We start from the raw sequence: 24,629 nt of genomic DNA on the forward strand, positions 1-24,629 counted from the left end.
ATTGTTATACATTTTCATATCCGGAAATTTATTCCCCAAGACAATGATTTAATTTCATGTATTCATGCTAATTATGAATTGACTGCTACACTTACTTCGACAGACATACGCAGGAGAGGCGAATGAAAATATTATTGTGGGTTATTTTGATTATATTTCTGATAGGGCTGCTGGTGGTAACCGGCGTATTCAAGATGATTTTCTGATTCCGTTGCCCGGCTCCGCGCCGGGCAAACACTTCACACTTCGCTCAGGATTTTGACTGGATCACCCGGGCAATATCCGCAGACGTCTGTAGCGTACGGATCTCCTGAAATAATCCCAGCGCGTCGTCGTACTCTTTACGCAAATAACTCAGCCACTGCTTAATGCGCGCGACGTGATACAAGCCGGTATCGCCTTGCTTTTCCAGCCGCGTGTATTTTTGCAGTAGTTTCACCACATCCGCCCACGGCATCCGCGGCTCATTATATTTCACCACCCGGCTGAGGTTCGGCACGTTCAGCGCACCGCGGCCAATCATCACGGCATTACAGCCGGTCTCTTTGAGGCAGGCCTGCGCGCTCTCGTAATCCCAGATTTCGCCGTTGGCAATCACCGGGATCGTAAGCCGTTTGCGGATCTCGCCAATCGCCTGCCAGTTAATGCGCTCGGCTTTATAACCATCCTCTTTGGTTCGCCCGTGCACCACCAGCTCGGTGGCGCCCGCCTGCTGCACCGCGTCAGCAATTTCAAACTGCTTGTCGTCGCTGTCCCATCCCAGACGCACTTTGACCGTCACCGGCAGATGCGATGGAACCGCCTCACGCATGGCCTTTGCGCCGCGATAAATCAGCTCCGGATCTTTAAGTAGCGTCGCCCCCCCACCGCTGCCGTTGACCAGCTTTGACGGACAGCCGCAGTTAAGATCGACGCCGTACGAACCAAGCGCTACCGCGCGGGCGGCGTTTTCAGCCAGCCACTCAGGATACTGGCCGAGCAGCTGGACGCGCACCAGCGTACCGGACGGAGTGCGGCTCTGACGATGCAGTTCCGGGCAGAGACGATAAAATGATTTTTCTGGCAGCAACATATCGACCACGCGCAGAAACTCCGTCACGCAGAGATCGTAATCGTTCACCTCGGTAAGCAGCTCGCGCACGAGAGAGTCGAGCACACCTTCCATCGGGGCCAGTAAAACACGCATTCTGAGTACCTGTGAAAAAAGACGCGCTATAGTAGCTGCTCTCTATGTATGTTGAAAGCCCGGCGTTCCATTGCGGAATGTCTGGTATGCCCAAAATTCATGATGTGATCCGTGGCACATTTTCAGGTTTAATTGTATGATGAATACGTCTCAGCAAGGACTTTCACCATGAGCAAATCACTGAATACTATCTGGCAATACCTTCGCGCCTTCGTCCTGATTTATGCCTGCCTGTACGCCGGCATTTTTATCGCTTCGCTGCTGCCGATTACGATACCCGGCAGCATTATCGGCATGCTGATCTTGTTTGTGCTGCTGGCATTACAGGTGCTGCCCGCGAAATGGGTCAACCCAGGGTGCTTCGTTCTCATTCGCTATATGGCCCTGCTTTTTGTGCCTATCGGCGTTGGGGTTATGCAGTATTACGATGTGCTTAAAGCGCAGTTCGGCCCGATTGTGGTCTCCTGCGCCATCAGTACGCTGGTGGTATTCCTGGTCGTCAGCTGGAGTTCACACATTGTGCATGGCGAACGCAAGGTCGTCGGGGAGAAAACAAAAAAATGATGGCGAATATCTGGTGGTCCCTGCCGTTAACCCTGGTGGTGTTCTTTGCTGCGCGTAAGCTTGCGGTGCGTTTCAAAATGCCGTTGCTCAACCCGCTGCTGGTCGCCATGGTGGTGATTATTCCTTTTCTGCTGCTCACCGGCATTCCTTATGAGCGTTACTTCGCCGGGAGCAAGATCCTCAACGATTTGTTGCAGCCTGCCGTGGTGGCGCTGGCGTTTCCTTTATATGAGCAACTGCATCAGATCCGCGCGCGCTGGAAATCCATCATTACCATCTGCTTTGTGGGTAGCCTTGTTGCGATGATCACCGGTACCTCGGTGGCCTTATTGATGGGCGCGTCGCCGCAGATCGCCGCCTCTATCCTGCCTAAATCCGTCACCACACCGATTGCCATGGCCGTGGGCGGCAGCATCGGGGGCATTCCGGCCATCAGCGCCGTGTGCGTGATTTTCGTCGGTATCCTGGGCGCGGTGTTTGGTCATACGCTGCTGAATATCATGAAAATTCGGACCAAAGCGGCACGCGGTCTGGCGATGGGTACCGCCTCGCACGCGCTGGGCACCGCACGCTGCGCGGAACTGGATTATCAGGAAGGGGCATTCAGCTCGCTGGCGCTGGTGATCTGCGGGATTATCACTTCCCTGGTCGCGCCGTTTATCTTCCCGATTATTCTGGCAGTCATGGGCTAAAATTTGCGATGCGTCGCGCAAATTTCATTTTCATTTCATAAGTTGCACACATAATGAGATTTGGATCACATATAAAGGCCGTACGGCTCCGTACACTACCGATCCATTAACCTTGATGAGGCAACGTCATGCATCCACGTTTTCAAGCTGCTTTCTCTCAGCTTGCAGAGAATTTGCAATCAGCCCTGGCTCCGGTTCTGGCGGATGCGCATTTCCCCGCCCTGCTGACGGCAGATCAGGTCACGACCCTTAAACAGGCAACGGGGCTGGACGAAGACGCGCTGGCTTTCGCCCTGCTGCCCCTGGCGGCTGCCTGCGCCCGCGCTGACCTTTCCCATTTTAACGTAGGCGCAATTGCGCGCGGCGTGAGCGGAACCTGGTACTTCGGCGGAAACATGGAGTTTCTTGGTGCGACCATGCAGCAAACCGTCCACGCGGAGCAGAGCGCCATCAGTCACGCCTGGCTGCGCGGCGAAAAAGCCCTGCGCGCCATCACCGTCAACTATACCCCTTGCGGCCACTGCCGCCAGTTTATGAATGAGCTGAACAGCGGTCTTGAACTGCGTATCAACCTGCCGGGACGCGCACCGCATACGCTGGGTGATTACCTGCCGGATGCTTTCGGCCCGAAAGATCTTGAGATCAAAACCCTGCTGATGGACGAGCAGGACCACGGTTATGCGCTCTCGGGAGATGAGCTGAGCGAAGCGGCCATTGCCGCCGCCAATAAAAGCCACACGCCATACAGCAAATCTCCAAGCGGCGTCGCCCTTCAGTGCCGCGACGGCCGCATCTTCACCGGCAGCTATGCAGAGAACGCCGCATTTAACCCGACGCTGCCTCCGCTCCAGGGTGCCCTGAACCTGCTTAGCCTGAACGGGTATGACTACCCGGATATTCAGCGCGCAATCCTGGCTGAAAAGGCCGATGCGCCGCTGATCCAGTGGGACGCGACCGCAGCCACGCTGAAAGCGCTGGGCTGTTCAACCATCGACCGCGTGCTGCTGGCATAATCTGTTCGGCGGGCAGAGTTGCCCGCCAGTCTGACGAAAAACCCCTCAGTTGAATCGCTGTTTCTTGCGCTAACCAGGCGGGTACAGTAGCCTGAGGGAAATTTCATCATCGGTACGAGCCATCTGCATGTTAAAGCGCGTGTTTTACAGCCTGTCTGTCCTGGTCGGCATACTGCTGTTGATCGTGCTGGGTCTCGACCGCTGGATGAGCTGGAAAACAGCCCCCTACATTTTTGATGACCTACAGGATCTCCCCTACCGTCAGGTTGGTGTGGTGCTTGGCACCGCCAAGTATTACCGCACTGGCGTCATAAATCAGTATTACCGGTATCGTATTCAGGGCGCGCTGAACGCCTATAACAGCGGCAAGGTGAACTATCTGCTGCTGAGCGGCGATAACGCGCTGCAAAGCTATAACGAGCCGGTGACGATGCGCAAAGATCTGATTGCCGCAGGCGTCGACCCGGCCGATATCGTGCTCGACTACGCCGGATTCCGCACGCTTGATTCCATCGTGCGTACCCGCAAGGTGTTCGACACCAATGATTTCATCATCATTACCCAGCGTTTCCACTGCGAGCGGGCGCTGTTTATCGCCCTGCATATGGGCATTCAGGCGCAGTGTTATGCGGTGCCATCGCCAAAGGATATGCTGAGCGTGCGCGTACGTGAGTTTGGCGCTCGTTTTGGCGCGCTGGCTGACCTGTACTTATTCAAACGTGAACCGCGCTTTTTAGGCCCGCTGGTGCCGATCCCAACGATGCACGAAGTGCCGGAGAATGCACAGGGTTACCCGGCGGTAACGCCAGAGCAGTTGCTGGAAATTCAGAAGAAGTAATAACTTTTGTCGGATGGCGGCTTCGCCTTACCCGACCTACGATCGCGATTTTGTAGGCCCGGTAAGCGTCGCGCCACCAGGCAAAAAAAGGCCCGCTACGTGAGCGGGCCTTTTCATTCTGAAGATCTTACTTCTTACGCGCGTACTTCAAGGAATCCAGCGCAACCGCGAAGATGATGATGGCACCCTTGATGATGTACTGCCAGTAGGGGTTCACGCCGATGTAGGTCAGGCCGTAGTTGATAACGGTGAAGATGATCACACCGGTCACCACGCCCAGCACGGTCCCCACGCCGCCGCTGAAGGAGACGCCGCCAACCACGCAGGCTGCAATCGCATCCAGTTCGTACATAAAGCCGAGGTTGTTGGTTGCAGAGCCGATACGGCCCGCTTCCAGCATCCCGCCGAAGGCGTAGAAGACCCCGGACAGGGCGTAAATCATCAGCAGGTTCAGAGCCACGTTGACCCCGGACACTTTCGCCGCTTCAGGGTTACCGCCGATAGCAAAGATGTTTTTACCGAAACGGGTTTTGTTCCACAGGATCCAGACGAACGCCACCGCAATCAGCGCATAGAAGGTGATGTAGGAGAGACGGAAGCTGCCCAGCGCAACAAACCCCTGCGTGAAGGTCGAGAAGCCGCTGTCGAAGCCAGAGATTGGAGACGCGCCGACGAAATCGTAGTACAGGGAGTTGATACCATAAACGATGATCATCGTGCCAAGCGTGGTGATGAATGGCGTCACGTTCAGGTAAGCAATGATGATGCCGTTAATCAGGCCAATTACCGCGCCGATGGCGCACACGATCAGGATCACCACGAAAATCGGCATGGTCGCCATCTCCGGGAACACCTTGTTGGCGTTTTCCATCGACTGCAACAGGGTTGCCGCAATGACCGCCGCCAGACCCACCTGGCGCCCTGCCGAAAGGTCAGTCCCCTGGGTAACGATAAGTCCCGCCACGCCAAGCGCGATAATAATACGTACGGAAGACTGGGTCAGAATGTTACTCAAGTTCAGCAGACTTAAGAACGTAGGGTCCTGGAAAATAATAATCGCCAGCAAGACTAAAAGAACAACGTAAATACCGCCTTCTTTCAGATAAGTGAGAAAACTTTTTTTATTTAACGCACTCATGAGGAGCCCCTGATCTTAAAGGTGCAAAGACGCAAGACGCAAAATTTCGTTTTGCGTTGTCGTTTTGGTTTCAACAATACCGGCAACGAGACCATTGCTCATAACCAGAATACGGACTGTGATCCCTAACAATTCCGGCATTTCGGAAGAAATAATAATGATCCCTTTATCTTTTTTCGCCAGCTCGGCGATCAGCTGGTAAATCTCAAATTTTGCACCAACGTCGATACCGCGCGTAGGTTCATCCAGCATCAGAATTTCAGGCTGGGTTAATAGCCAGCGACCAATAATGACTTTCTGCTGGTTCCCTCCCGAGAGTGAGCCAATTTGCGTGCGGTGGCCCGGCGTTTTCACGCGCATGGAGTCAATCACCCACTGGGTATCGCTCTTCATACGGGAATTATCCAGCAGCCCGACTTTATTTTTGTAATTGCGAATATTAGAAATTAACGAGTTAAAGTTAATATCCAGATAAGCATAAATACCGGTGGAACGACGCTCTTCCGTCACCAGCGCAAAGCCATTATTAATGGCTTCGTTGGCGTTGTGGTTGTTGATCTTCTTACCGTGCAGCGTAATGGTGCCTTCGGCTTTCTCACGGATACCAAACAGGGTTTCCACGATATCGGTGCGCTTGGCGCCCACCAGCCCTGCGATGCCAAGGATCTCCCCCTTGTGCAGATCGAAAGAGATATCGCGGATAGACGGCTGACGCAGCGAGGTCAGGTTACGCACCTCCAGAATCACTTCGCCTGGCTTGTTTTCTTTATCCGGGAAGCGCTGGTTCAGAGAACGGCCAACCATCATGGCGATGATCTTGTCCATATCCAGCCCTTCCAGCGGCTGGGTGGCGATCCACTGGCCGTCGCGCAGGATGGTGATTTCATCGCACAGCTGGAAGATCTCTTCCATTTTATGTGAGATATAGACAATGCCGCAGCCGCGATCTTTCAGCTTACGAATAATGGTAAAAAGGTGGTTAACCTCTTTTTCCGTTAATGACGATGTCGGTTCATCCATGATCACGATTTTCGCATCATAGGAGAACGCTTTGGCAATTTCGATCATCTGCATCTGGGAAACGGATAATGTCCCGACGCGTGCGCGCGGGTCGATATCAATATCCAGCTCATCAAAAATGGCTTTGGTGTCGCGATACATTTTATCCTGATCGACAAAGACACCTTTGGTTGGATAACGACCCAACCACATATTATCCATAACTGAACGTTGCAGAACCAGGTTTAATTCCTGGTGTACCATCGAGATACCGTTCTCCAGCGCTTCTTTCGCTGAATGGAAGTCGATCTCTTTTCCCTGAAAAAGAATGCTGCCAGAATCTTTTTGATAGATCCCAAAGAGGCATTTTAATAATGTTGATTTACCCGCACCGTTTTCACCCATTAACGCATGAATAGAGTGTGGACGAACTTTTAAATTAACATTATCGAGCGCCTTAACACCGGGGAATGACTTGTTGACACCGGTCATTTCCAACAAGTATTCACCGGACGACTGAGTAGTTGTGCTGACCATAATTATACCTTGTTGGCCTCGCATATCGCGTTATAAAAGGGCGCAACGAATTGCGCCCAGTGAAGACAATGCAGATAACTTATTTACCGATAAACTCAGCCAGGTTGGACTGGTCTACGCCCACGTAAGGAACGCGAACGATTTTGTTGTCAATTTTCCAGTTAGTCCCGTCAGCGGCGCCTTTACCGTCGGCCAGGTTTTTCGCCAGATCGAAGGTGGCTTTCGCCTGGTTGTTGGCATCGTTCAGCACGGTACCGGCCATAGCGCCAGATTTCACCAGCGCCAGCGCTTCTGGCAGGGCATCCACACCGAATACAGGAATGGCGGATTTGTTGTGGGCTTTCAGCGCTTCAACCGCACCCATTGCCATCGCATCGTTGTTGGCGATGACCACTTCAATTTTGTTGGCGTTCGGACCAGAGAGCCACGCGTCCATCTTATCTTTCGCCTGAGCGGTGTCCCACATTGCGGTGTCTAACGCCAGCTGCTGGGTTTTCAGGCCCTTGTCGTTCAGCTCTTTAATAACGTAGGTGGTACGTGCTTCAGCATCCGGATGGCCCGGTTCGCCTTTCAGCAGAACGAACTGAATCTGACCATCTTTGTTCAGATCCCAGTTCGGGTTCGCCGCCCAGTGTTTCGCAATCAGATCGCCCTGGATAATCCCGGACTCTTTGGAGTCGGTACCCACGTAATACGCTTTGTCGTAGCTGTCCAGCGCCTTACGGGAAGGTTCTTTGTTGAAGAAGACAATTGGCACGTTCTGGCCGCGCGCTTTCTCGATCACCGTGCCTGCCGCCGCCGGGTCAACCAGGTTAATAGCCAGCGCTTTCACGCCTTTTGCCAGAAGAACGTCAATCTGATCGTTCTGTTTGGACTGGTCATTCTGGGAGTCATTCATCAGCAGCTGCACGTCTGGCGCTGATTTAGCATCTTTTTCAATTGCTTTACGCACAACGGACATGAAGTTGTCGTCGTATTTATAGATAGTCACGCCAATACGGGTATCCGCTGCGTGCGCTGCTGCGCCAAAAAGCATGCTTGCCATGACAGCAGACAGAGTCAACACCTTCTTATTCATGGTATCTCCGGTTTTTTTTATGCAGGGTAGTTCTTGTGAAAAACGGTCGGCGGGCAGAAGTTAATAAAACGTTACTGATCGCCGAAGTTCACTTATAAAATGTCCAGCTTCCGTGTTCGGTAACGCTCCAGAAATGCGTTTTATTCGTTGTTTGAGGCATGCTGGTAACGGTAAAAGTGAATAATCACCGTTACATTGTGTTTCAGCCCCTAAAACGCTGACATCATAGACAGCGGCTTGTTAAGATACTGTGAATTTACTCACAGATTGAAAACGGTTACATCACGTGATGTTATCAGTTAGTGATCGGAGCCACAGTTTGTCGGATAGCGACCGAATGGCGGCGTACTAAAGTCGGCATAAAACAATGCGTTGCGTCAGGATCTAACAGCCCTGCCGCCCCCTGTAACGCCAGCTCTGTCGCCAGTTTCGCCATCGACGCAATGGGGTAACGCACCGTTGTCAGCTGCGGATCGGTGTAACGGGCAATCGGGATATCGTCAAAGCCGATCAGCGATAAATGCTGCGGCACCGCAATGCCGTTGTCTTTCAGCGCGGTAAGCGCACCTGCCGCCATGCTGTCGTTATAGGCAAACACGGCCGTCAGCTGAAGATTACGCCCCAGCAGTTCCACCATTGCCGCTTCACCGCCCTGCATGTCCGGCGAACCGGTACCTACCCAGCTTTCCAGCGGCGCAATGCCCTGCTCTTTCAGGGCGTTTTGCCAGCCCTCGCGGCGCATCATGTCGTCTTCAATACCGTGGCTGGAGGCCAGATAACCAATGCGCTGATGGCCGTTGCTGATGAGCATCCGCGTCGCCATCATCGCGCCGCTGATGTTATCCAGACCGACGCAGCGGTGCGCGTAGCCGGGGACGATACGGTTGATCAGCACCATGCCGGGGATCTGCTCCATAAACCCGGCCAGCTCTTCATCGCTCAGGGCTTTAGAGTGCACAATCAGGGCGTTACAGCGCTGGCGGATCAGTACCTCAATGGCATAACGCTCTTTTTCAGCCTCGTGATAGCTGTTGCCAATCAGCACATATTTCTGGTGCTGCTGGGCAACGACGTCCACCGCTTTGACCAGCGCGCCGAAGAAGGCGTCCGACACGTCCATCACCACTACGCCAATGGTATCGCTGACCTGCGTCGCCAGCGCCTGGGCATTAGCGTTTGGCCGGTACCCCAGCTGGGTCACGGCTTTCATTACGGTTTCACGCGTTTCAGGGCTGACCAGCGCACTGTTGTTCAGCACGCGGGAGACAGTAGCAACAGAAACACCCGCCTGGCGGGCGACGTCACGAATGGTGATCATATTCACCACCCTTTAAAGGATTGCAGCAACTCACAGACACCCCCTGTGTTTAGCAAGGTGGCTATTCTGGCAGCGAGAGAGAGGAGACTACGTGAAGAAGCTCACACAGATGAAAACGCTTACATCCGTTTTGTTAATGATTGTGATCCAGATCGTTATCTGGATGTATTACGCAATGACACGCCCGAAGCACGGACGGTTAACCGTCGCCATGCCCATTCCAGCGGGCCCTGGCGGAAAAAACGCAGCCAGACAACCGAAAACACCACGTTAACAATCCAGACCGGAATAACAAACGCCAGCAGCGTCAGGCGGTCGAATTTCATAAACAGGCCGAATCGGTAGAAAAGCGTGGTGCATATCAGCGTTTGCAGGATGTAATTGCTTAACGCCATCCGCCCAACGCAGGCCACCGCACTGACGATCCACAGGCGGGAAAGCTGGGGCCAGAAGCCGTAGATCAGCGCCGCATAGCCAATAGTCTGGAACGGCGCGCTCAGTTCGCGCGGCACCTGCAACAGGAATGCACACCAGCGGTAATCCCACTGAAGATGCCACTGCATCATCACCGCCGGGAGGTTGATGATCACGCCGAGCAGCACCAGCCCTGCTCCCGTACGACGATAGTGTCGCAGGCTAAATTCCCCTTTCAGCCAGCCGGTGCGCATCAGGGCTGCGCCCATCAGCATCATCCCCGCCAGTTGCCAGCCGTATTGCGCGCCCAGCGCCAGCAGGTTATCGCCGAGCATATCGGCCCGGTTGCCTATCGCTTCCATGCCGCCTTTCAGCTTCCAGAACTGCTCATATTGCAGGTTGGCCGCATCCGGGATCCATGAACGACTGGTGGAAGCATCGGCAATCATGCCAAGCAGCAATAACACGGCCAGTCCCATGACATAGAGCATCACGCCGGTATTAAACAGGCTTTTCACACCGGGCGCGTCGCGGATCAGCCGCCAGCAAATCAGCCCCACCAGACCATACGCGAGCAGAATATCGCCGTCCCAGAACAGCAGCCCGTGAATAAAACCGAGGATAACCAGCAGCGTTAAACGCGACTGGATCCAGCGCGTACCGCGTTTGAGGAGAAGCTGAAGTCCCGCGCCAAACAGAAGCGCAAAGAGGGTCAGGAATTTAACCTGTGCAAAGAGATCGAGGATTGCCCACGTCCAGGCGTCGCTGCGCGTGATGTCGCCATACCACGCAGGATTCAGATAGGCGGCCTTCGGCAGACCGAAGGCGCTGATATTCAGCAGCAGGATACCGAGAATGGCGACGCCGCGAACAAAATCGAGCGTGACGTTTCGCTCCATGGTCCCTGCCCTGTCTGGTTAGTTGTGGTGACGCACGGCGCGCAGGAACTCCTGGCGGGTGTTCTGGCTCGATTTGAACAGGCCGCCCAGCGAAGTGGTGGTGGTTGCGCTGGTTGCATCACGCACGCCGCGCGCTTTCACGCAGTAGTGCACCGCGTCGATAGACACCGCCACGTTGTTAGTACCCAACAGAGTTTGCAGTGCGGTCAGGATCTGCTGCGTCAGACGCTCCTGCACCTGCGGACGCTGGGCAAAGAACTGCACGATGCGGTTGATCTTGGACAGGCCAATGACCGTATCTTTTGGAATATAGGCCACCGTCGCTTTACCATCGATGGTCACAAAGTGATGCTCGCAGGTGCTGGTCAGCGTGATATCGCGTACCGTCACCATCTCATCGACCTTCATCTTATTTTCAATGACGGTGATTTTCGGGAAGTTCGCGTAATCCAGGCCGGAGAAAATTTCGTCGACGTACATCTTCGCGATGCGGTGCGGCGTCTCCATCAGGCTGTCGTCGCTCAGATCGAGATTCAGCAGTTGCATGATCTCCGTCATATGGCCGGCGATCAGACTCTTGCGGGTATCATTGTCCAGCTCCTGCACGGGCGGGCGCAGTGGCGTTTCAAGACCGCGCGCAACCAGCGCTTCATGGACAAGGGCTGCTTCTTTACTGAGTGATGACATTCTTTTCTCCTGCAGGTGTGGCGTCTTTTGCCCTCGTTGTGGCAAAAGTGTGCGCTCATTGTGCGTGAGGCGACGCACATAATCCAGTATTCACGACGATAATTATTGCAATTGCTGTTGCCTTTCAGCCTGACGGTTGCAGACTAACGCTCCGCCAACGAACAGCGCGATCCCCGCCAGCCCCAGCGCAGGTTCCAGCCGATGTGTGAGCCAGGTCGACAGTGCCGACGTGACCGGCCCCACCAGCTGACCAATGGCATACCCGGTGGTGAGCAGTCCCGCCATATAACGCGTGTGGTCTGGCGCCAGCTCGCGACCGTACAAAAGAGAGAGCTGCACGGCGCAGAGGAACCCGCCGCCCACCAGCAGCCCACCCGTCAGCAAGCCGCCTATGCCCGGCAGCAGCCAGGCCGCCAGCACGCCAATCCCCTGTAACCACAGAACAATCGCCAGCCTGCGGTTAGCGCTTGATGTATGCCGCAGGGCAATGCTGAGCGCAATTCCCACCACCGAGGCGGCGCCAAATATCGGCCAGACAAACTGGGCAAACAGGCTGCCGGGAAAACGCACCGCCGCCATTTGCGATAAAAAGGTCGCCGGGAGGATATAGCCGAACCCTGCCAGGCTGTAGCTCCAGACCAGACGCTTGAGATCTGCGGTCAGCAGCAGCGGTTCAGGCGCGGTACCGGGCCGATGGAGCTGCCCGGACCGCGGCAGGTAGCGCGCCACCAGCACAATCAGCACCAGCGCCAGTACGCCGTAGATTTGCCATGCCGCCCCGGCGGACAAGGATTTCGCCTGAATATAGACCGCCAGCAGGCCGCTCAGGGCGATGCCGGCCCCGGGTCCGGCAAAGACGGCCGCACTGAGTCCCGGTTTGCCCAGCTGCCCCAGCCGCTCGTTGGTCCAGGCGGCAATCAGCACCATCGACCAGCCGCTCATGCAGCCGATCACAAAGCGCAGCAGACCGTGAACAACGGCATTATCTGCCGCCGCGGAGAGCAGCGTTAGCGCCACCGCACCGGTGATGCCAAGCCAGAGACGCGTTTCAACGAAGCGATGGGCGCGCATGGCATCCCATGCCCCCACCAGATAGCCCAGATAGTTCATTGCCGCCACCAGCCCCGCGCTGGTAAGCGTGAGTTGCCCGGCGGCTATCATCAGCGGCACCTGAGGCGTGAAGGCGAAGCGCCCTATCCCCATCGCCACGACCAGAACCACAAATCCGCTGAGCGCGATACGCAGCGCCATGATCGCTCCAATTGTTAAAGAAAAGTAAATTTATGATGCAACATCTCGCCGTCCTGCGAAAGTGAAAGTTGCTCACAGGTCAATGAAAACTCTGTATTATGCGTTTTATGAATCGTCTTACCTTTAAGGAGCCCTGCATGGAACTGCTCGAAGAGCATCGTTGTTTTGAAGGTCGACAGCAGCGCTGGCGGCACGACTCCACCACGCTGAATTGTGCTATGACGTTCAGCATTTTCCTGCCCCCTGCGGACAATCCACCGGTGCTGTACTGGCTTTCAGGCCTGACCTGCAACGACGAAAACTTCACCACCAAAGCGGGTGCCCAGCGTATTGCCGCCGAACTGGGCATTGCGCTGGTGATGCCAGATACCAGCCCGCGTGGCGATGACGTGGCCGACGATGCCGGATACGATTTGGGTAAAGGCGCCGGGTTCTATCTCAACGCCACGGAACAACCGTGGGCGAGCCATTACCGCATGTATGACTACATTCGCGATGAACTGCCTGCCCTGGTGCACTCTCAGTTCGCGGTCAGCGAGCGCTGCGCGATAAGCGGACATTCGATGGGTGGCCACGGGGCGCTGATAATGGCGCTGAAAAATCCGGGGAAATACACCAGCGTGTCCGCATTTGCGCCGATTGTGAACCCAACGCAGGTGCCGTGGGGGCAAAAAGCCTTTACGCACTATCTGGGTGAAGATGCAGAAAAATGGCAGGAATGGGACAGCTGCGCGTTGATGCTGGCGAGCGATTCGGTGAATGCGATCCCAATGCTTATCGATCAGGGCGATGCGGATCAGTTCCTCGCCGGACAACTACAGCCTGCGGTGCTGGCGGAAGCCGCGCGCCAGAAGGACTGGCCGCTAACGCTGCGCATTCAGCCGGGATACGACCACAGCTATTACTTCATGGCGTCCTTTATTGAGGATCATCTCCGCTTCCATGCGGAGCATCTGTTCAGATAAGTTCCGCCTTTTGCCCGGTAGCGCCTCCTGCCTACCGGGTCTTCCCCTCCCCCTCTTTACATACTTCTATCCGCTTGAATCCAGCCTGATTTCTGTCGCCGACACACAAACACAAATGATTTCAATTATCATTTGTGTTTACAATTCTACATTCTTTTGTACAATTCCAGGCTCTTCTCCATCTCAAAGAGTTCTTACAAGACAAAAACATACAGTTCTCAGGGTTATCCCGATGGAGTTTTATTCATTTTTATACGGAATGTACAAATGACAATACCGCGCATTAAGCTCCTGGCCGTCGCCATTGGCGCTGCCACATGTTCCCCCTTCGTTCACGCAGCCGATCAGGACACCGTTGTCGTCACCGCGACGGGTTTTGAACAAAAGATCCAGAATGCCCCCGCCTCCATCTCTGTGATTTCAAAACAGCAGATTGAAGATAAAGCCTACCGTGATGTTACCGATGCCCTGAGAGACGTCCCGGGCGTTGTCGTCACTGGCGGCGGGAGCAGCAGTGATATCAGTATTCGCGGCATGGCCTCTCAGTACACCCTGTTCCTGGTGAACGGCAAACGCGTCAGTACGCGAAGCACCCGCCCCAACAGCGACAACTCGGGTATTGAACAAGGCTGGCTGCCGCCGCTGGAGTCCATTGAGCGCATCGAGGTCATCCGCGGCCCGATGTCTTCGCTTTACGGCTCCGATGCTATGGGTGGCGTAATTAACGTCATTACCAAAAAAGTCTCGAACACTAAAGTCTGGACCGGTTCGTTGCATGGCGATGCGACCTTCCAGGAAAACAATGATTCCGGCGATATCTTCCAGACCAACGCCTACGCTTCTGGTCCCCTGATCGACGGACTGCTGGGCGCAAAAGTGACGGGGCTGTTGTCACGCCGCGCAGAAGATAAAATCGTGAACGGCTATAACGAGCAGAAAATGCGTAACGGTGGCATTACGCTGAACTTCACGCCGGACGAGAAGAACGATTTCGACCTCGACTTTGCTCGCGAGCTTCAGGACAGAAACAGCACCCCGGGGATGTCGAAAGCGGCTGAAACCTGCCGGGGAACAACCTGTACGCCAAATACCAAAAGCGACTCGCGCTATGAGCACACGACCTACTCGTTAACCCACAGCGGGTATTACGACGACTTCAATACCACCAGCTATATCCAGCAGGAAGAGACCAATAATCCAGGTCGCGAAATGCGCTCCTATAACACCACCTTCAACAACCAGAACCAGATTTTCCTCGGCGATCATACGTTGACCCTCGGCGGGCAGTATCGTTATGAGAAACTGCGCGACAAGGGTAATCAGCTGGAAGCTGCTGACGGCCTGAACAAACTGACGCGCTGGAGCTGGGCCCTGTTTGCCGAAGATGAATGGGCAATGACGGAAAGCTTTACGTTGACCGGCGGTCTGCGTATGGACAAAGACCAAAACTACGGTACTAACTGGACGCCGCGCGGTTACGGCGTATGGCACCTGGCCGATCAGTGGACGTTAAAAGGCGGGGTTTCGGCTGGCTATCGTGCGCCGGATCTGCGTCAGTCGTCTGCCAGCTGGGGCCAGGTAACGGGTGGCGGCCGTCTTGACGGTATCATCGTTGGCAACCCGGATCTGAAACCAGAGAAGAGCCTGAGCGAAGAGCTCGCCCTGCTCTGGGATAACAACGATAACCTGAATGCCGGCGTAACGCTGTTTAATACCGACTTCAAGGACAAGATTACGGAAGTTCGCCGCTGTAACAGCAGCGCCGATCCCGCCTGTACGATTGGCGGTCACAGCTATGATTTCGTCAGCGATCGCGTCAACGTGGACAAAGCCAACATGCGCGGTGTGGAGTCCTCCTTCGGGTGGAAAATCACGCGCGATGTGAACTGGACTGCAAACTACACCTATACGGAGTCCGAGCAGAAGAGCGGCCAGTTCTCCGGCAAGCCACTGAACAAAATGCCGAAACACATGTTCAACACTACCCTGGACTGGCAGGCGACGCCAGATGTCGGATTCTGGAGCCGTCTGAACCTGCGCGGTAAAACGTCTGAGTACCTGAGCCGCACGTCAATGTCCCAGGGTACGCCGTCCTACACTCAGGTTGATGTCGGTATGCGCTACAACGCCAACAAAAACCTGCTGGTTACTGCCGGTGTGTATAACGTGCTCGATAAGCAGATTGATTACGATACGTATGACACCGTGCTGGATGGCCGTCGCTATACCGTCGGCATGACCTACAGCTTCTGATCTGCCCATAAAAAAGCCCGCTCAACTGAGCGGGCTAAAAGAGAGGAAGTGCGGTTATTGTTTAAATCGTTCCGGGAAATCCATTTCACTGTAGCGAACGAAGCGTGTTCCTTTCGTCAGTTTGTAGCCAAACCAGATGATCAGGAACAGCGGAATGCCAATATAGGTGGCCGTGACGGCGCCCCAGTCAATGGTGTCCGCAAGGAAGGCCTCATAATTCTGACCCAGGGTAATAATCAGGCACAGAACGAAGGCGAAGATCGGCCCCAGCGGGAAGAACCCTGACCGGTACGGCAGATTATTCAGATCATGACCCTGCTTGACGTACCCGCGACGGAAACGGTAGTGGCTGATGGCAATGCCCAGCCAGGCAATGAAGCCCGTCATACCAGAGGTGTTAAGCAGCCACAGGTAGACCGTCTGATTGCCGAACATGGAGGTCAGGAAACAGAGACCCGCAATCACCGTGGTCGCATACAGCGCGTTGCGCGGCACGCCACCGCGAGACAGTTTCGAGAAAATACGCGGCGCTTTACCGTCGCAGGCCAGGGTGTAGAGCATGCGGGTGGAGGCGTACATCCCGGAGTTACCCGCAGACAGTACCGCCGTCAGGATCACCGCGTTCATCACCGCCGCGGCAGAGAGCAGACCCGCGTGCTGGAAGACCAGCGTGAACGGGCTGACGCTGATGTCTTTCACATCGTTACGCAGCAGGCTTGGGTCGGTATACGGAATAATCAGGCTGATAATCAGGATCGCGAACACATAGAACAGCAGGATACGCCAGAACACCTGACGCACCGCGCGCGGAATGTTCTTCTCCGGGTTTTCGGATTCACCGGCCGCGATACCAATCAGCTCGGTACCCTGGAAGGAGAAGCCGACAATCATCGCCACGCCAATCATCGCCGAGAAGCCCCCGGCAAACGGCGCATCGCCTATAGTCCAGTTACTCCAGCCCGCCGGTTCAGCCCCTTTGAAAATACCAACGATCATCGCCACACCGACGACGATAAAGATGATGACGGTTGCCACTTTAATCAAAGAGAACCAGTATTCCGCTTCGCCAAAGCCGCGCACGGAGATGTAGTTCAGCAGGAAGATGACCGCCAGGAACAGGGCGCTCCAGATCCAGCCTGGCGTGTCCGGGAACCACCAGGTCATCACCAGCTGTGCCGCGACGAGGTCAACGGCGATGGTCACCGCCCAGTTGTACCAGTAGTTCCAGCCCAGCGCGAAGCCGAAGCCTTCCTCAACGTATTTTTGTCCGTAGGTCGAAAACGAACCAGACACCGGCATGTATGCCGCCAGTTCACCCAGGCTGGTCATCAGGAAGTAGACCATCAGGCCAATCAGAATATAAGAGAATAATGCCCCACCCGGGCCGGCTGCCGAAATTGTTGCGCCAGAGGCAACGAAAAGACCCGTACCGATGGAGCCGCCAATGGCGATCATCGTCAGGTGACGCGCCTTAAGTGCGCGACGTAGCGCGGGCGCTTCTGTGGTTTTAGTTTCTGAAACCATGTGAAAATGCTGTCCATTCAATAAATGAGGCGCGATTGTAGCAGACGATCTGCGTTGCTTCCGGCAGAAATGCTCAGTTATAAGAGAGCTTCATGACTCGGCCAGGATTATAAGTAAAGCATAAAAATGTGGGGTGATAAGCGCACATAGCCCCGGTAAGCGAAGCGCCACCGGGGAACGTTAAATGGCGCAGTAGCGCAGAAAACGCTGGAGCGAGCTGGAAAGGTGTTTCTGACGATGATGGATGCACCACAGCGTGCGCACCAGCTTCGGCAGCGGAACGGGGATCTCAACCAGAGAGCCGGTCTCCAGCTGTTCGGCAATCACCCGTCGGGAAAGACAGCTAATGCCCAGGCCATGACGCACCGCATGCTTAATCGCCTCGGAGTTACCTAACTCCATCCCTAACTGGAACTGCGGCAGATGAGACAGCAGCAGATAATCGACAATCTCACGCGTGCCGGAGCCCTGCTCTCGCAGGATCCACTGCGCCTGCGCCAGACGCTCCAGCGTCACCTCGCCCTGGAGTAAAGAAGAGGCCGGGGAGGCAAACACCACCAGCTCATCCTCCAGCCAGGGTTCCGCAATGATATCCACGTTGTGGCACGGCCCTTCGATAAGCCCGATGTCCACGCGGAAATCGATCACCGCGTTGATCACGTCCTGGCTGTTGCCGACGCTCATTTCCAGCGGCAGGGTCGGAAAATCCCGGCGGTAGCGGGCAATCACTTCCGGCAGGATGTAGTTACCGATCGTGCTGCTGGCGTAGACGCGAATAGCGCCGTTGTCCTCGCGGAACAGCTGTTCGATCTCCGTCGCCTGCTCCAGCAAGGCCAGGGCACGCGGATACAGCAGGCGGCCATGTTCGTTCACCACCAGCCGCTTTCCTACCCTGTCGAAAAGCTGAACGCCCAGTTGCCTTTCAAGATCGGTCAAGGCCGCGCTAACGGCGGACTGCGAGAGCGCCAGCATTTGTGACGCCTGGGTTGTCGAGCCGCTTTTCAGCACCTCGGCAAAAACTTCCAGCTGACGCAATGTAATGTGCATGGTTGCTTACCACTTATAAAGATTGATTATAAATATATAATCAATTTTATTTTTAAGCCAGAGCGCCGTAACCTTTAGCCAGACAAAGGAGAAGGTTATGTCAGAAATCACCTTACAACATCATCGTACAGTGTGGCACTTCGTGCCGGGTCTCGCGCTCAGCGCCGTGGTTACCGGCGTGGCTTTATGGGGCGGGAGTATACCGGCGGTTGCCGGCGCAGGGTTCAGCGCCCTGACGCTGGCCATTCTGCTTGGCATGGTGGTCGGGAACACCGTTTATCCACACATCTGGAAATCCTGCGACGGCGGCGTGATTTTCGCCAAGCAGCATTTATTACGTCTCGGGATCATCCTTTATGGCTTCCGTCTCACCTTTTCGCAGATTGCGGATGTCGGTGTCAGCGGGATTGCCATTGACGTCCTGACCCTTTCGAGCACCTTTTTACTGGCGTGCTTTATCGGCCAGAAGATCTTTGGGCTGGACAAACAGACCAGCTGGCTGATCGGTGCGGGTAGCAGCATCTGCGGCGCGGCGGCGGTATTGGCAACAGAACCCGTCGTTAAAGCCGAAGCCAGTAAAGTCACGGTTGCCGTCGCGACGGTAGTTATCTTCGGTACGCTGGCGATCTTCCTGTATCCGGCCATGTATCCGCTGGTGGCGCACTGGTTTAGTCCGGAAACCTACGGCATTTATATCGGCTCAACCATGCACGAAGTGGCGCAGGTGGTGGCGGCAGGTCACGCCATTAACCCGGAAGCGGAAAACGCGGCGGTCATCGCCAAAATGCTGCGCGTGATGATGCTGGCCCCGTTCCTGATTTTCCTCGCGGCGCGGGTTAAACAGCTTGCTCCGGCAGGCGGCAGCGAGAAAAGCAAAATCACCATTCCGTGGTTTGCGATCCTGTTCATCGTGGTCGCTGTCTTCAACTCTTTCCACCTGCTGCCAAAAGCGATGGTGGATATGCTGGTGACGCTGGATACGGTCCTGCTGGCGATGGCGATGGCGGCGCTGGGCGTCACCACACACGTCAGCGCGCTGAAAAAAGCCGGCGCGAAACCGCTGCTGATGGCGCTTGTGCTGTTCATCTGGCTAATCGTTGGCGGTGGTGCGATTAACCTTGCGGTACACAGCCTGTTGGCATAAACCATCTCGTCCTTCTCCTGTTAACCCGCTATCATAGGCATTTCGGGTTAACAGGAGTCTTTTTATGAAATATGTTGGAGCGCACGTCAGCGCTGCCGGTGGCCTTGCGAATGCCGCCATTCGCGCCGCCGAAATCGAGGCGACCGCTTTCGCCCTGTTCACCAAAAACCAGCGCCAGTGGCGCGCCGCAGCGCTCACCGCTGAAGTGATTGATGATTTCAAAGCCGCCTGTGAGAAATACCACTATGGGCCTGGCCAAATCCTTCCCCACGACAGCTACCTCATTAACCTCTGTCACCCGGTTGCCGAGGCGCTGGAAAAATCCCGCGAAGCGTTCCTGGATGAGGTTCAGCGCTGTGAACAGCTGGGGCTGACGCTGCTGAACTTCCATCCCGGCAGCCATCTGATGCAGATTGACGAAGACGCCTGTCTGGCGCGCATCGCCGAGTCCATCAACATGACGCTGGATAAAACCCAGGGCGTGACGGCGGTGATTGAGAATACCGCCGGTCAGGGCAGCAACCTCGGCTTTAAGTTTGAGCATCTGGCGGCGATCATCGACGGCGTGGAAGATAAATCCCGCGTGGGGGTGTGCATCGATACCTGTCACGCCTTTGCCGCCGGCTATGACCTGCGCACAACCGAGGCCACGAAAAATACCTTCGAGGAGTTCGAGCGTATTGTCGGTTTTAAATACCTTCGCGGTATGCACTTAAACGATGCGAAAAGCGCGTTCGGCAGCCGCGTTGACCGCCACCACAGCCTGGGCGAAGGCAACATCGGCCATGATGCGTTCCGCTTTATCATGCAGGACGCCCGCTTCGACGGCATTCCGATGGTGCTCGAAACCATTAACCCGGATATCTGGGCGGAAGAGATTGCCTGGCTGAAGGCGCAGCAAACCGCTGAACAGGCGGCATAAAAAAAGCCGGGCTGCTTACGCACCCGGCTTTTTTTGTAGGTCGGGTAAGGCGAAGCCGCCACCCGACACCGCTTTTAGGCTGCTTTTGCGACCACTTCCGCTTCCGGGCGCTTCAGCACCGCGTAAGACAGGCCTGCCACCAGCGTACCGGCAACAATCGCCAGCAGATAACCCAGCACCGGCGTGATGGCGCCAGGGATGAGCAGGACGAACAGACCGCCGTGCGGCGCCATCAGTTTCGCACCTACCGCCATGGAGATAGCCCCCGTCACCGCACCACCCACGATACAGCACGGCAGAACACGCATTGGATCGCGTGCCGCAAACGGGATTGCGCCTTCGGTGATGAAGCACAGGCCCAGCACCAGCGCCGCTTTACCGCCTTCCTGCTGCGCTTTATCGAACTTACGGCGGGCAATAATCGTCGCCAGACCGAGCGCCAGCGGAGGCACCATACCGGCCGCCATGATCGCCGCCATCGGCGCGTAGGTTTGGGTACTCAGCAGGCCAACGCCAAACGCATATGCCGCTTTGTTCACCGGACCACCCATGTCGGTACACATCATACCGCCGAGGATTGCGCCCAGCAGCACCGCGTTCGCCGTCCCCATGGTTTGCAGCCAGTGGGTCAGACCTTCCAGAATGCCCGCGACCGGCTTACCAATCAGGTAAATCATCGCCAGACCGACCACCAGGCTGGAAATCAGCGGGATGATCAGGATAGGTTTCAGCGCCTCCATACTCTGCGGTAGCTTCAGCTTCGAGCTGATCAGCTTCGCCACATAACCGGCGAGGAAACCGGCAATGATACCGCCGATAAAGCCAGAACCGGTGCTCACGGCGAGCATACCGCCGATAAGACCCGGCGTCAGACCCGGACGGTCAGCAATGGAGAAGGCGATAAAGCCCGCCAGCACCGGCACCATCAACGCAAACGCGGAGCCGCCGCCAATCTGCATCAACGCGGCCGCCAGTGTGCCCGGCTCTTTAAACGCCTCGATACCAAAGGCGAAGGAGAGCGCAATACACAGGCCGCCCGCCACCACCATCGGCAGCATGTAGGACACGCCGGTCAGCAGGTGACGATACGCGCCCGCAGACTCTTTTTTCCCTTCGGTCGCAGTTTTAGCCGCACCGGTTGCCTGATACGGTTTGGCTTCTGCCAGCGCCTTATCAAATTCCTGCGCGGTCTTCTTCAGCGCCAGGCCGGTAGAGGTACGGTACATCGGCTTGCCGGCAAACTTCGCCAGATCCACTTCGATATCCGCCGCCACAATCACCAGATCGGCTTCCGCCACCTCTTCCGGCGTGATGGCATTGCCCGCACCAACAGAGCCGCGGGTTTCAACCTTCACCCACCAGCCACGTTTTTTCGCTTCGGTTTCAATGGCTTCAGCCGCCATAAAGGTGTGCGCCACACCTGTCGGGCAGGCCGTTACCGCAACAATGCGTTTCGGCCCAGCGGCGGCAACCGGCGCCGCCTCAACAGGTGCGCTGTAAACCGTCGCATGACCTTTTGCTTCGCTCAGAAACAGTTCAGGGTGTGCCACGGCGCGATTAATATCACCCAGCCACACTTTTTTACCGTTCAGGGCGCTGTCCGCGGGGATTTTGTCGCCCAGAACAATCGCCATTTCAGCATCACCCGGGTTATCAATGATATCCAGATGCGCTTTTTGTGCCGCCGCGCCCAGCAGGGTCTTCGCCATATAGGCACGAGCCTGTCCGAGACCGGAGTCAATGATCAGCAGCGTTTTCATTATTCCTCTCCTGCTGTTAGTTAAAAGGTTTTAAGTCAACGCGCGCCATCATCGCGGCTAACTGGGTACGATCGGTAATACCGACATTGCTCTGGCTCACGGCCAGGGCCGCAACGGCGGTAGCAAGACGTAAGGTATGTTCACTGGATTCGCGCATCAGCAGACCGTAGATCAGGCCGCCAACCATCGAATCCCCGGCACCCACGGTGCTGACCACCTCCATTGAAGGCGGTTTGGCAATCCATTCCCCGGAGGCGTTCACCCACAGGGCACCTTCTGCACCCAGCGAAATCACCACGTGAGCGATACCCTGCTCGCGCAGCGCATGGGCAGCGTCAATCACATCCTTTAATTCTGGCAGCTTACGGCCCGCCCAGATCTCCAGTTCGCGGCGGTTAGGCTTAACCAGCCATGGCGAGGCTTTCAGACCGGCGACCAGCGCGTCGCGGCTGCTGTCGAAAATAATGCACGGGCACTGGCTGCGCAGGCGCGTCATCCAGTCGGTGAACGCTTCCGGGCTGACGCCGGACGGCAGACTGCCGCTGACGCACACCATGTCAAACTGGCCCAGCCAGCTCAGGGAATCGGCAACAAAGCGCTCCCAGTCAGCCGGGGTCACTTCGAAGCCGGAGAAGTTCAGATCGGTCACTTCACCGTCTTTCTCGGTCAGCTTAACGTTGATACGGGTACGGCCCTGCACAACCTGAAAACGGTTAGCGATGCCCAGTTCACTGAACAACTGCTGAAAACCATCCTGGTTGTCTTTACCGAGGAAGCCGCCTACGGTGACGTCGATGCCGAGATCTTTCAGCACCTTCGCCACGTTAATCCCTTTTCCTGCGGCATGCAGGCCGGTCGTCCGCACCAGGTTGACTTCGCCACGCTCAATTTCCGGACAGAAACCCACCAGATCGTAAGCCGGGTTCAGCGTAATGGTCGCAACACGTCTGCTCATTATGCGCCCTCCCCCAGACCGGCCGCGATGGCGTCGCCAATCGCTTTCAGCGCCTGTTCAGCATCCGCACCCTGCGCGGTAAAGCGCAGACGATGGCCTTTCTTCACGCCCAGCGCGACAACTTTCATCAGGCTGCGCCCGTTGGCTGGTTTACCCGAACCGTCCAGATTGGTCACGGTGATCTCACTTGCAAATTGTTTAATGGTATTCACCAGCATGGTGCCCGGACGGGCATGCAGGCCGTGTTCGTTACGCACCACGTACTCTGCGCTCAGCAGGTCATCCGTCAGCGCATCGTCGCTGGTCAGCAGGGCCAGCACCGTCGCCGCGTCTGCGTTCAGCAGTTTTTCAGCTTTATTGTTCAGCAGCAGATCGCCCAGACGCTTCAGCACGGATACCGGCTGATCGTCCGCCATGGCGACCGTTACCAGCATCGCGGCGCGTTCGCCGTCTGTCTCAAAGGCAACCGCAGCACGGCTGACCGCGATAGCGCTACGCAGGTTGCCTTCAGCACTGTCGTTCAGCCAGATGCCCTGACCCAGGTTTAATGGCTTATCATTGATGGCGCGCGTCACAAAAGTGGTATCCGCCGCACCGACCTCTTTCAGGCGAGCCGCGTTCAGCGCCTGGAGCGTCAGCAAATCGGACGCGACGACGTCCAGCGTCAGAGTTTCATTATCCAGCTTCAGCGCTTCGCTCTGTTTTTCGCCCATCAGCAGGGCACGCAGCTCTTCAGCAGTGGTGGCGGATTTAAGCTGTTCCGCGACGGCATCATCACTCAGCACGTGCGTCAGCTGACGCAGCAGGCCCAGGTGTTCGTCACCGCTGGCCGCGATGCCAATCGCCACGTAAGCCACCTGCCCCTCGCCCCACAGCACGCCCTGCGGGAACTGGAAGACCTGCACGCCGGTTTTCAGCACCTGATCGCGGGTGTCCGTGGTGCCGTGCGGAATTGCAATACCGTTACCGAGGAAGGTGGAGGTCTGCTGTTCACGCGCCAGCATGCCGTTGACGTAGCCGTCAGCCACGTTGCCAGCCTGCACGAGCGCAGCGGCGACCTGGCGAATAGCCTCTTCTTTATTCCCGGCCTGTTCGCCCGGGTGAATATCCTGAACAGATAACTGGAACATGATTCTCCTCTCCTGCTGAAATTGAATCGTTTCAGCTTAACTGAGAAACCAGGCGCTAGCCTGCTTCGTCAGGACATGCAAGATAGCGCTGAAACGTTTCAAGAAGTCTTGTCTTTTCTACAAAAGGTTGCAAGAAAAGTTACATTTCTTGTTGCAGAATTTAGAAGTGCAGCACATTTCTTTTTCAGTCGGGAGGTTTTTGCTGATGTTCAGCAAACAGGTTCAGCACGCTTCAGCGAAACGGCGATAAACTGAAATGCTATTTTGATTTATTGTGGCAATCTTGATTTTGCCCTCTGTTTATTTAATAACAGG

The 24,629-nt window shown here is 55.8% G+C and carries 22 protein-coding genes; 9 read left to right on the forward strand and 13 right to left on the reverse strand.

All coding sequences use genetic code 11. The features are described from left to right. Positions 1-250 precede the first annotated feature (250 nt). Positions 251-1,186, reverse strand: a complete 936-nt coding sequence (gene dusC / locus INF61_RS14775) for a tRNA dihydrouridine(16) synthase DusC (RefSeq protein ID WP_015572323.1) — start codon at positions 1,184-1,186, stop codon at positions 251-253. Between the two features lie 168 nt (positions 1,187-1,354). Between dusC and INF61_RS14780 the strand changes: the two genes are divergently transcribed. From INF61_RS14780 to sanA, 4 genes are all read left to right on the forward strand, one after another. Then, positions 1,355-1,750, forward strand: a complete 396-nt coding sequence (locus INF61_RS14780) for a CidA/LrgA family protein (protein WP_003859308.1) — start codon at positions 1,355-1,357, stop codon at positions 1,748-1,750. Further along, complete coding sequence (locus INF61_RS14785) at positions 1,747-2,442, forward strand: CidB/LrgB family autolysis modulator (RefSeq protein WP_015572322.1); 696 nt, start codon at positions 1,747-1,749, stop codon at positions 2,440-2,442. Before INF61_RS14780 ends, INF61_RS14785 begins: the two co-directional genes overlap by 4 nt. Positions 2,443-2,570: 128 nt before the next feature. Then, the gene (gene cdd, locus INF61_RS14790; protein WP_032103253.1) at positions 2,571-3,455 is read left to right on the forward strand and encodes a cytidine deaminase; all 885 of its coding nucleotides are present in this window, start codon (positions 2,571-2,573) and stop codon (positions 3,453-3,455) included. Positions 3,456-3,582: 127 nt separating this feature from the next. Beyond that, entirely contained in the window at positions 3,583-4,293 is a 711-nt protein-coding gene (gene sanA, locus INF61_RS14795) for an outer membrane permeability protein SanA (protein WP_017383381.1), read from the forward strand. Positions 4,294-4,420: 127 nt separating this feature from the next. On the opposite strand, the gene mglC is transcribed toward sanA, so the two are convergent. The 7 genes from mglC to INF61_RS14830 all read right to left on the reverse strand — a co-directional run bounded on the left by mglC (position 4,421) and on the right by INF61_RS14830 (position 12,614). After that, positions 4,421-5,431: a galactose/methyl galactoside ABC transporter permease MglC gene (mglC, locus tag INF61_RS14800; protein ID WP_003859318.1), complete on the reverse strand. Its 1,011-nt coding sequence runs from the start codon at positions 5,429-5,431 to the stop codon at positions 4,421-4,423. A gap of 15 nt (positions 5,432-5,446) precedes the next feature. Further along, complete coding sequence (gene mglA / locus INF61_RS14805; RefSeq protein WP_193547877.1) at positions 5,447-6,967, reverse strand: galactose/methyl galactoside ABC transporter ATP-binding protein MglA; 1,521 nt, start codon at positions 6,965-6,967, stop codon at positions 5,447-5,449. A 79-nt stretch (positions 6,968-7,046) separates the two neighbouring features. Continuing rightward, complete coding sequence (mglB, locus tag INF61_RS14810; RefSeq protein WP_017383382.1) at positions 7,047-8,045, reverse strand: galactose/glucose ABC transporter substrate-binding protein MglB; 999 nt, start codon at positions 8,043-8,045, stop codon at positions 7,047-7,049. Positions 8,046-8,340: 295 nt separating this feature from the next. Then, the gene (gene galS, locus INF61_RS14815; protein ID WP_003859324.1) at positions 8,341-9,363 is read right to left on the reverse strand and encodes an HTH-type transcriptional regulator GalS; all 1,023 of its coding nucleotides are present in this window, start codon (positions 9,361-9,363) and stop codon (positions 8,341-8,343) included. 155 nt (positions 9,364-9,518) lie between these two features. Beyond that, a complete protein-coding gene (yeiB, locus tag INF61_RS14820; RefSeq protein WP_045343783.1) occupies positions 9,519-10,676 on the reverse strand; it encodes a DUF418 domain-containing protein YeiB in 1,158 nt (385 codons plus the stop codon). Positions 10,677-10,694: 18 nt separating this feature from the next. Then, entirely contained in the window at positions 10,695-11,363 is a 669-nt protein-coding gene (folE, locus tag INF61_RS14825; protein ID WP_015572317.1) for a GTP cyclohydrolase I FolE, read from the reverse strand. Between the two features lie 102 nt (positions 11,364-11,465). Then, a complete protein-coding gene (locus tag INF61_RS14830; protein WP_193547878.1) occupies positions 11,466-12,614 on the reverse strand; it encodes a YbfB/YjiJ family MFS transporter in 1,149 nt (382 codons plus the stop codon). Between the two features lie 137 nt (positions 12,615-12,751). Here INF61_RS14830 and fghA point away from each other — a divergent pair, with 137 nt between their 5' ends. Continuing rightward, complete coding sequence (gene fghA, locus INF61_RS14835; RefSeq protein ID WP_017383386.1) at positions 12,752-13,579, forward strand: S-formylglutathione hydrolase; 828 nt, start codon at positions 12,752-12,754, stop codon at positions 13,577-13,579. Between the two features lie 267 nt (positions 13,580-13,846). Beyond that, a complete protein-coding gene (locus INF61_RS14840; RefSeq protein WP_193547879.1) occupies positions 13,847-15,832 on the forward strand; it encodes a ligand-gated channel protein in 1,986 nt (661 codons plus the stop codon). A gap of 54 nt (positions 15,833-15,886) precedes the next feature. Here the strand turns inward: INF61_RS14840 and INF61_RS14845 are convergent, their stop codons facing one another. Both INF61_RS14845 and yieE read right to left on the reverse strand, forming a co-directional pair. Beyond that, on the reverse strand, positions 15,887-17,356 hold the full coding sequence (locus INF61_RS14845) for an amino acid permease (RefSeq protein WP_006811308.1): 1,470 nt from the start codon (positions 17,354-17,356) through the stop codon (positions 15,887-15,889). Positions 17,357-17,536: 180 nt separating this feature from the next. Next, complete coding sequence (gene yieE / locus INF61_RS14850; protein WP_193547880.1) at positions 17,537-18,403, reverse strand: DNA-binding transcriptional regulator YeiE; 867 nt, start codon at positions 18,401-18,403, stop codon at positions 17,537-17,539. 97 nt (positions 18,404-18,500) lie between these two features. Between yieE and INF61_RS14855 the strand changes: the two genes are divergently transcribed. Beyond that, positions 18,501-19,547 carry a YeiH family protein gene (locus INF61_RS14855; protein ID WP_017383388.1) on the forward strand — a complete coding sequence of 349 codons (1,047 nt, stop codon included), beginning with the start codon at positions 18,501-18,503 and terminating at the stop codon, positions 19,545-19,547. A 64-nt stretch (positions 19,548-19,611) separates the two neighbouring features. Then, positions 19,612-20,469 (forward strand): deoxyribonuclease IV, encoded by an 858-nt coding sequence (nfo, locus tag INF61_RS14860; protein WP_193547881.1) that lies wholly within the window; start codon positions 19,612-19,614, stop codon positions 20,467-20,469. Positions 20,470-20,543: 74 nt separating this feature from the next. Here the strand turns inward: nfo and fruA are convergent, their stop codons facing one another. From fruA to fruB, 3 genes are read right to left on the reverse strand one after another with little or no spacing between them, the layout of a single operon-like run. Continuing rightward, positions 20,544-22,229, reverse strand: coding sequence for a PTS fructose transporter subunit IIBC (gene fruA, locus INF61_RS14865; RefSeq protein ID WP_015572312.1), 1,686 nt, complete (start codon positions 22,227-22,229; stop codon positions 20,544-20,546). Positions 22,230-22,245: 16 nt separating this feature from the next. Further along, positions 22,246-23,184: a 1-phosphofructokinase gene (fruK, locus tag INF61_RS14870; protein ID WP_006811313.1), complete on the reverse strand. Its 939-nt coding sequence runs from the start codon at positions 23,182-23,184 to the stop codon at positions 22,246-22,248. Beyond that, positions 23,184-24,314, reverse strand: a complete 1,131-nt coding sequence (gene fruB, locus INF61_RS14875) for a fused PTS fructose transporter subunit IIA/HPr protein (RefSeq protein WP_017693041.1) — start codon at positions 24,312-24,314, stop codon at positions 23,184-23,186. Before fruB ends, fruK begins: the two co-directional genes overlap by 1 nt. Before the next feature lie 75 nt (positions 24,315-24,389). On the opposite strand from fruB, the gene INF61_RS14880 reads away from it, so the two are divergent. Then, on the forward strand, positions 24,390-24,569 hold the full coding sequence (locus INF61_RS14880) for a hypothetical protein (RefSeq protein ID WP_139152746.1): 180 nt from the start codon (positions 24,390-24,392) through the stop codon (positions 24,567-24,569). Positions 24,570-24,629: the final 60 nt, after the last annotated feature.

The sequence above is a fragment of the Enterobacter cloacae complex sp. P18RS genome (assembly GCF_014982105.1).
Taxonomy (GTDB): domain Bacteria; phylum Pseudomonadota; class Gammaproteobacteria; order Enterobacterales; family Enterobacteriaceae; genus Enterobacter; species Enterobacter hormaechei_C.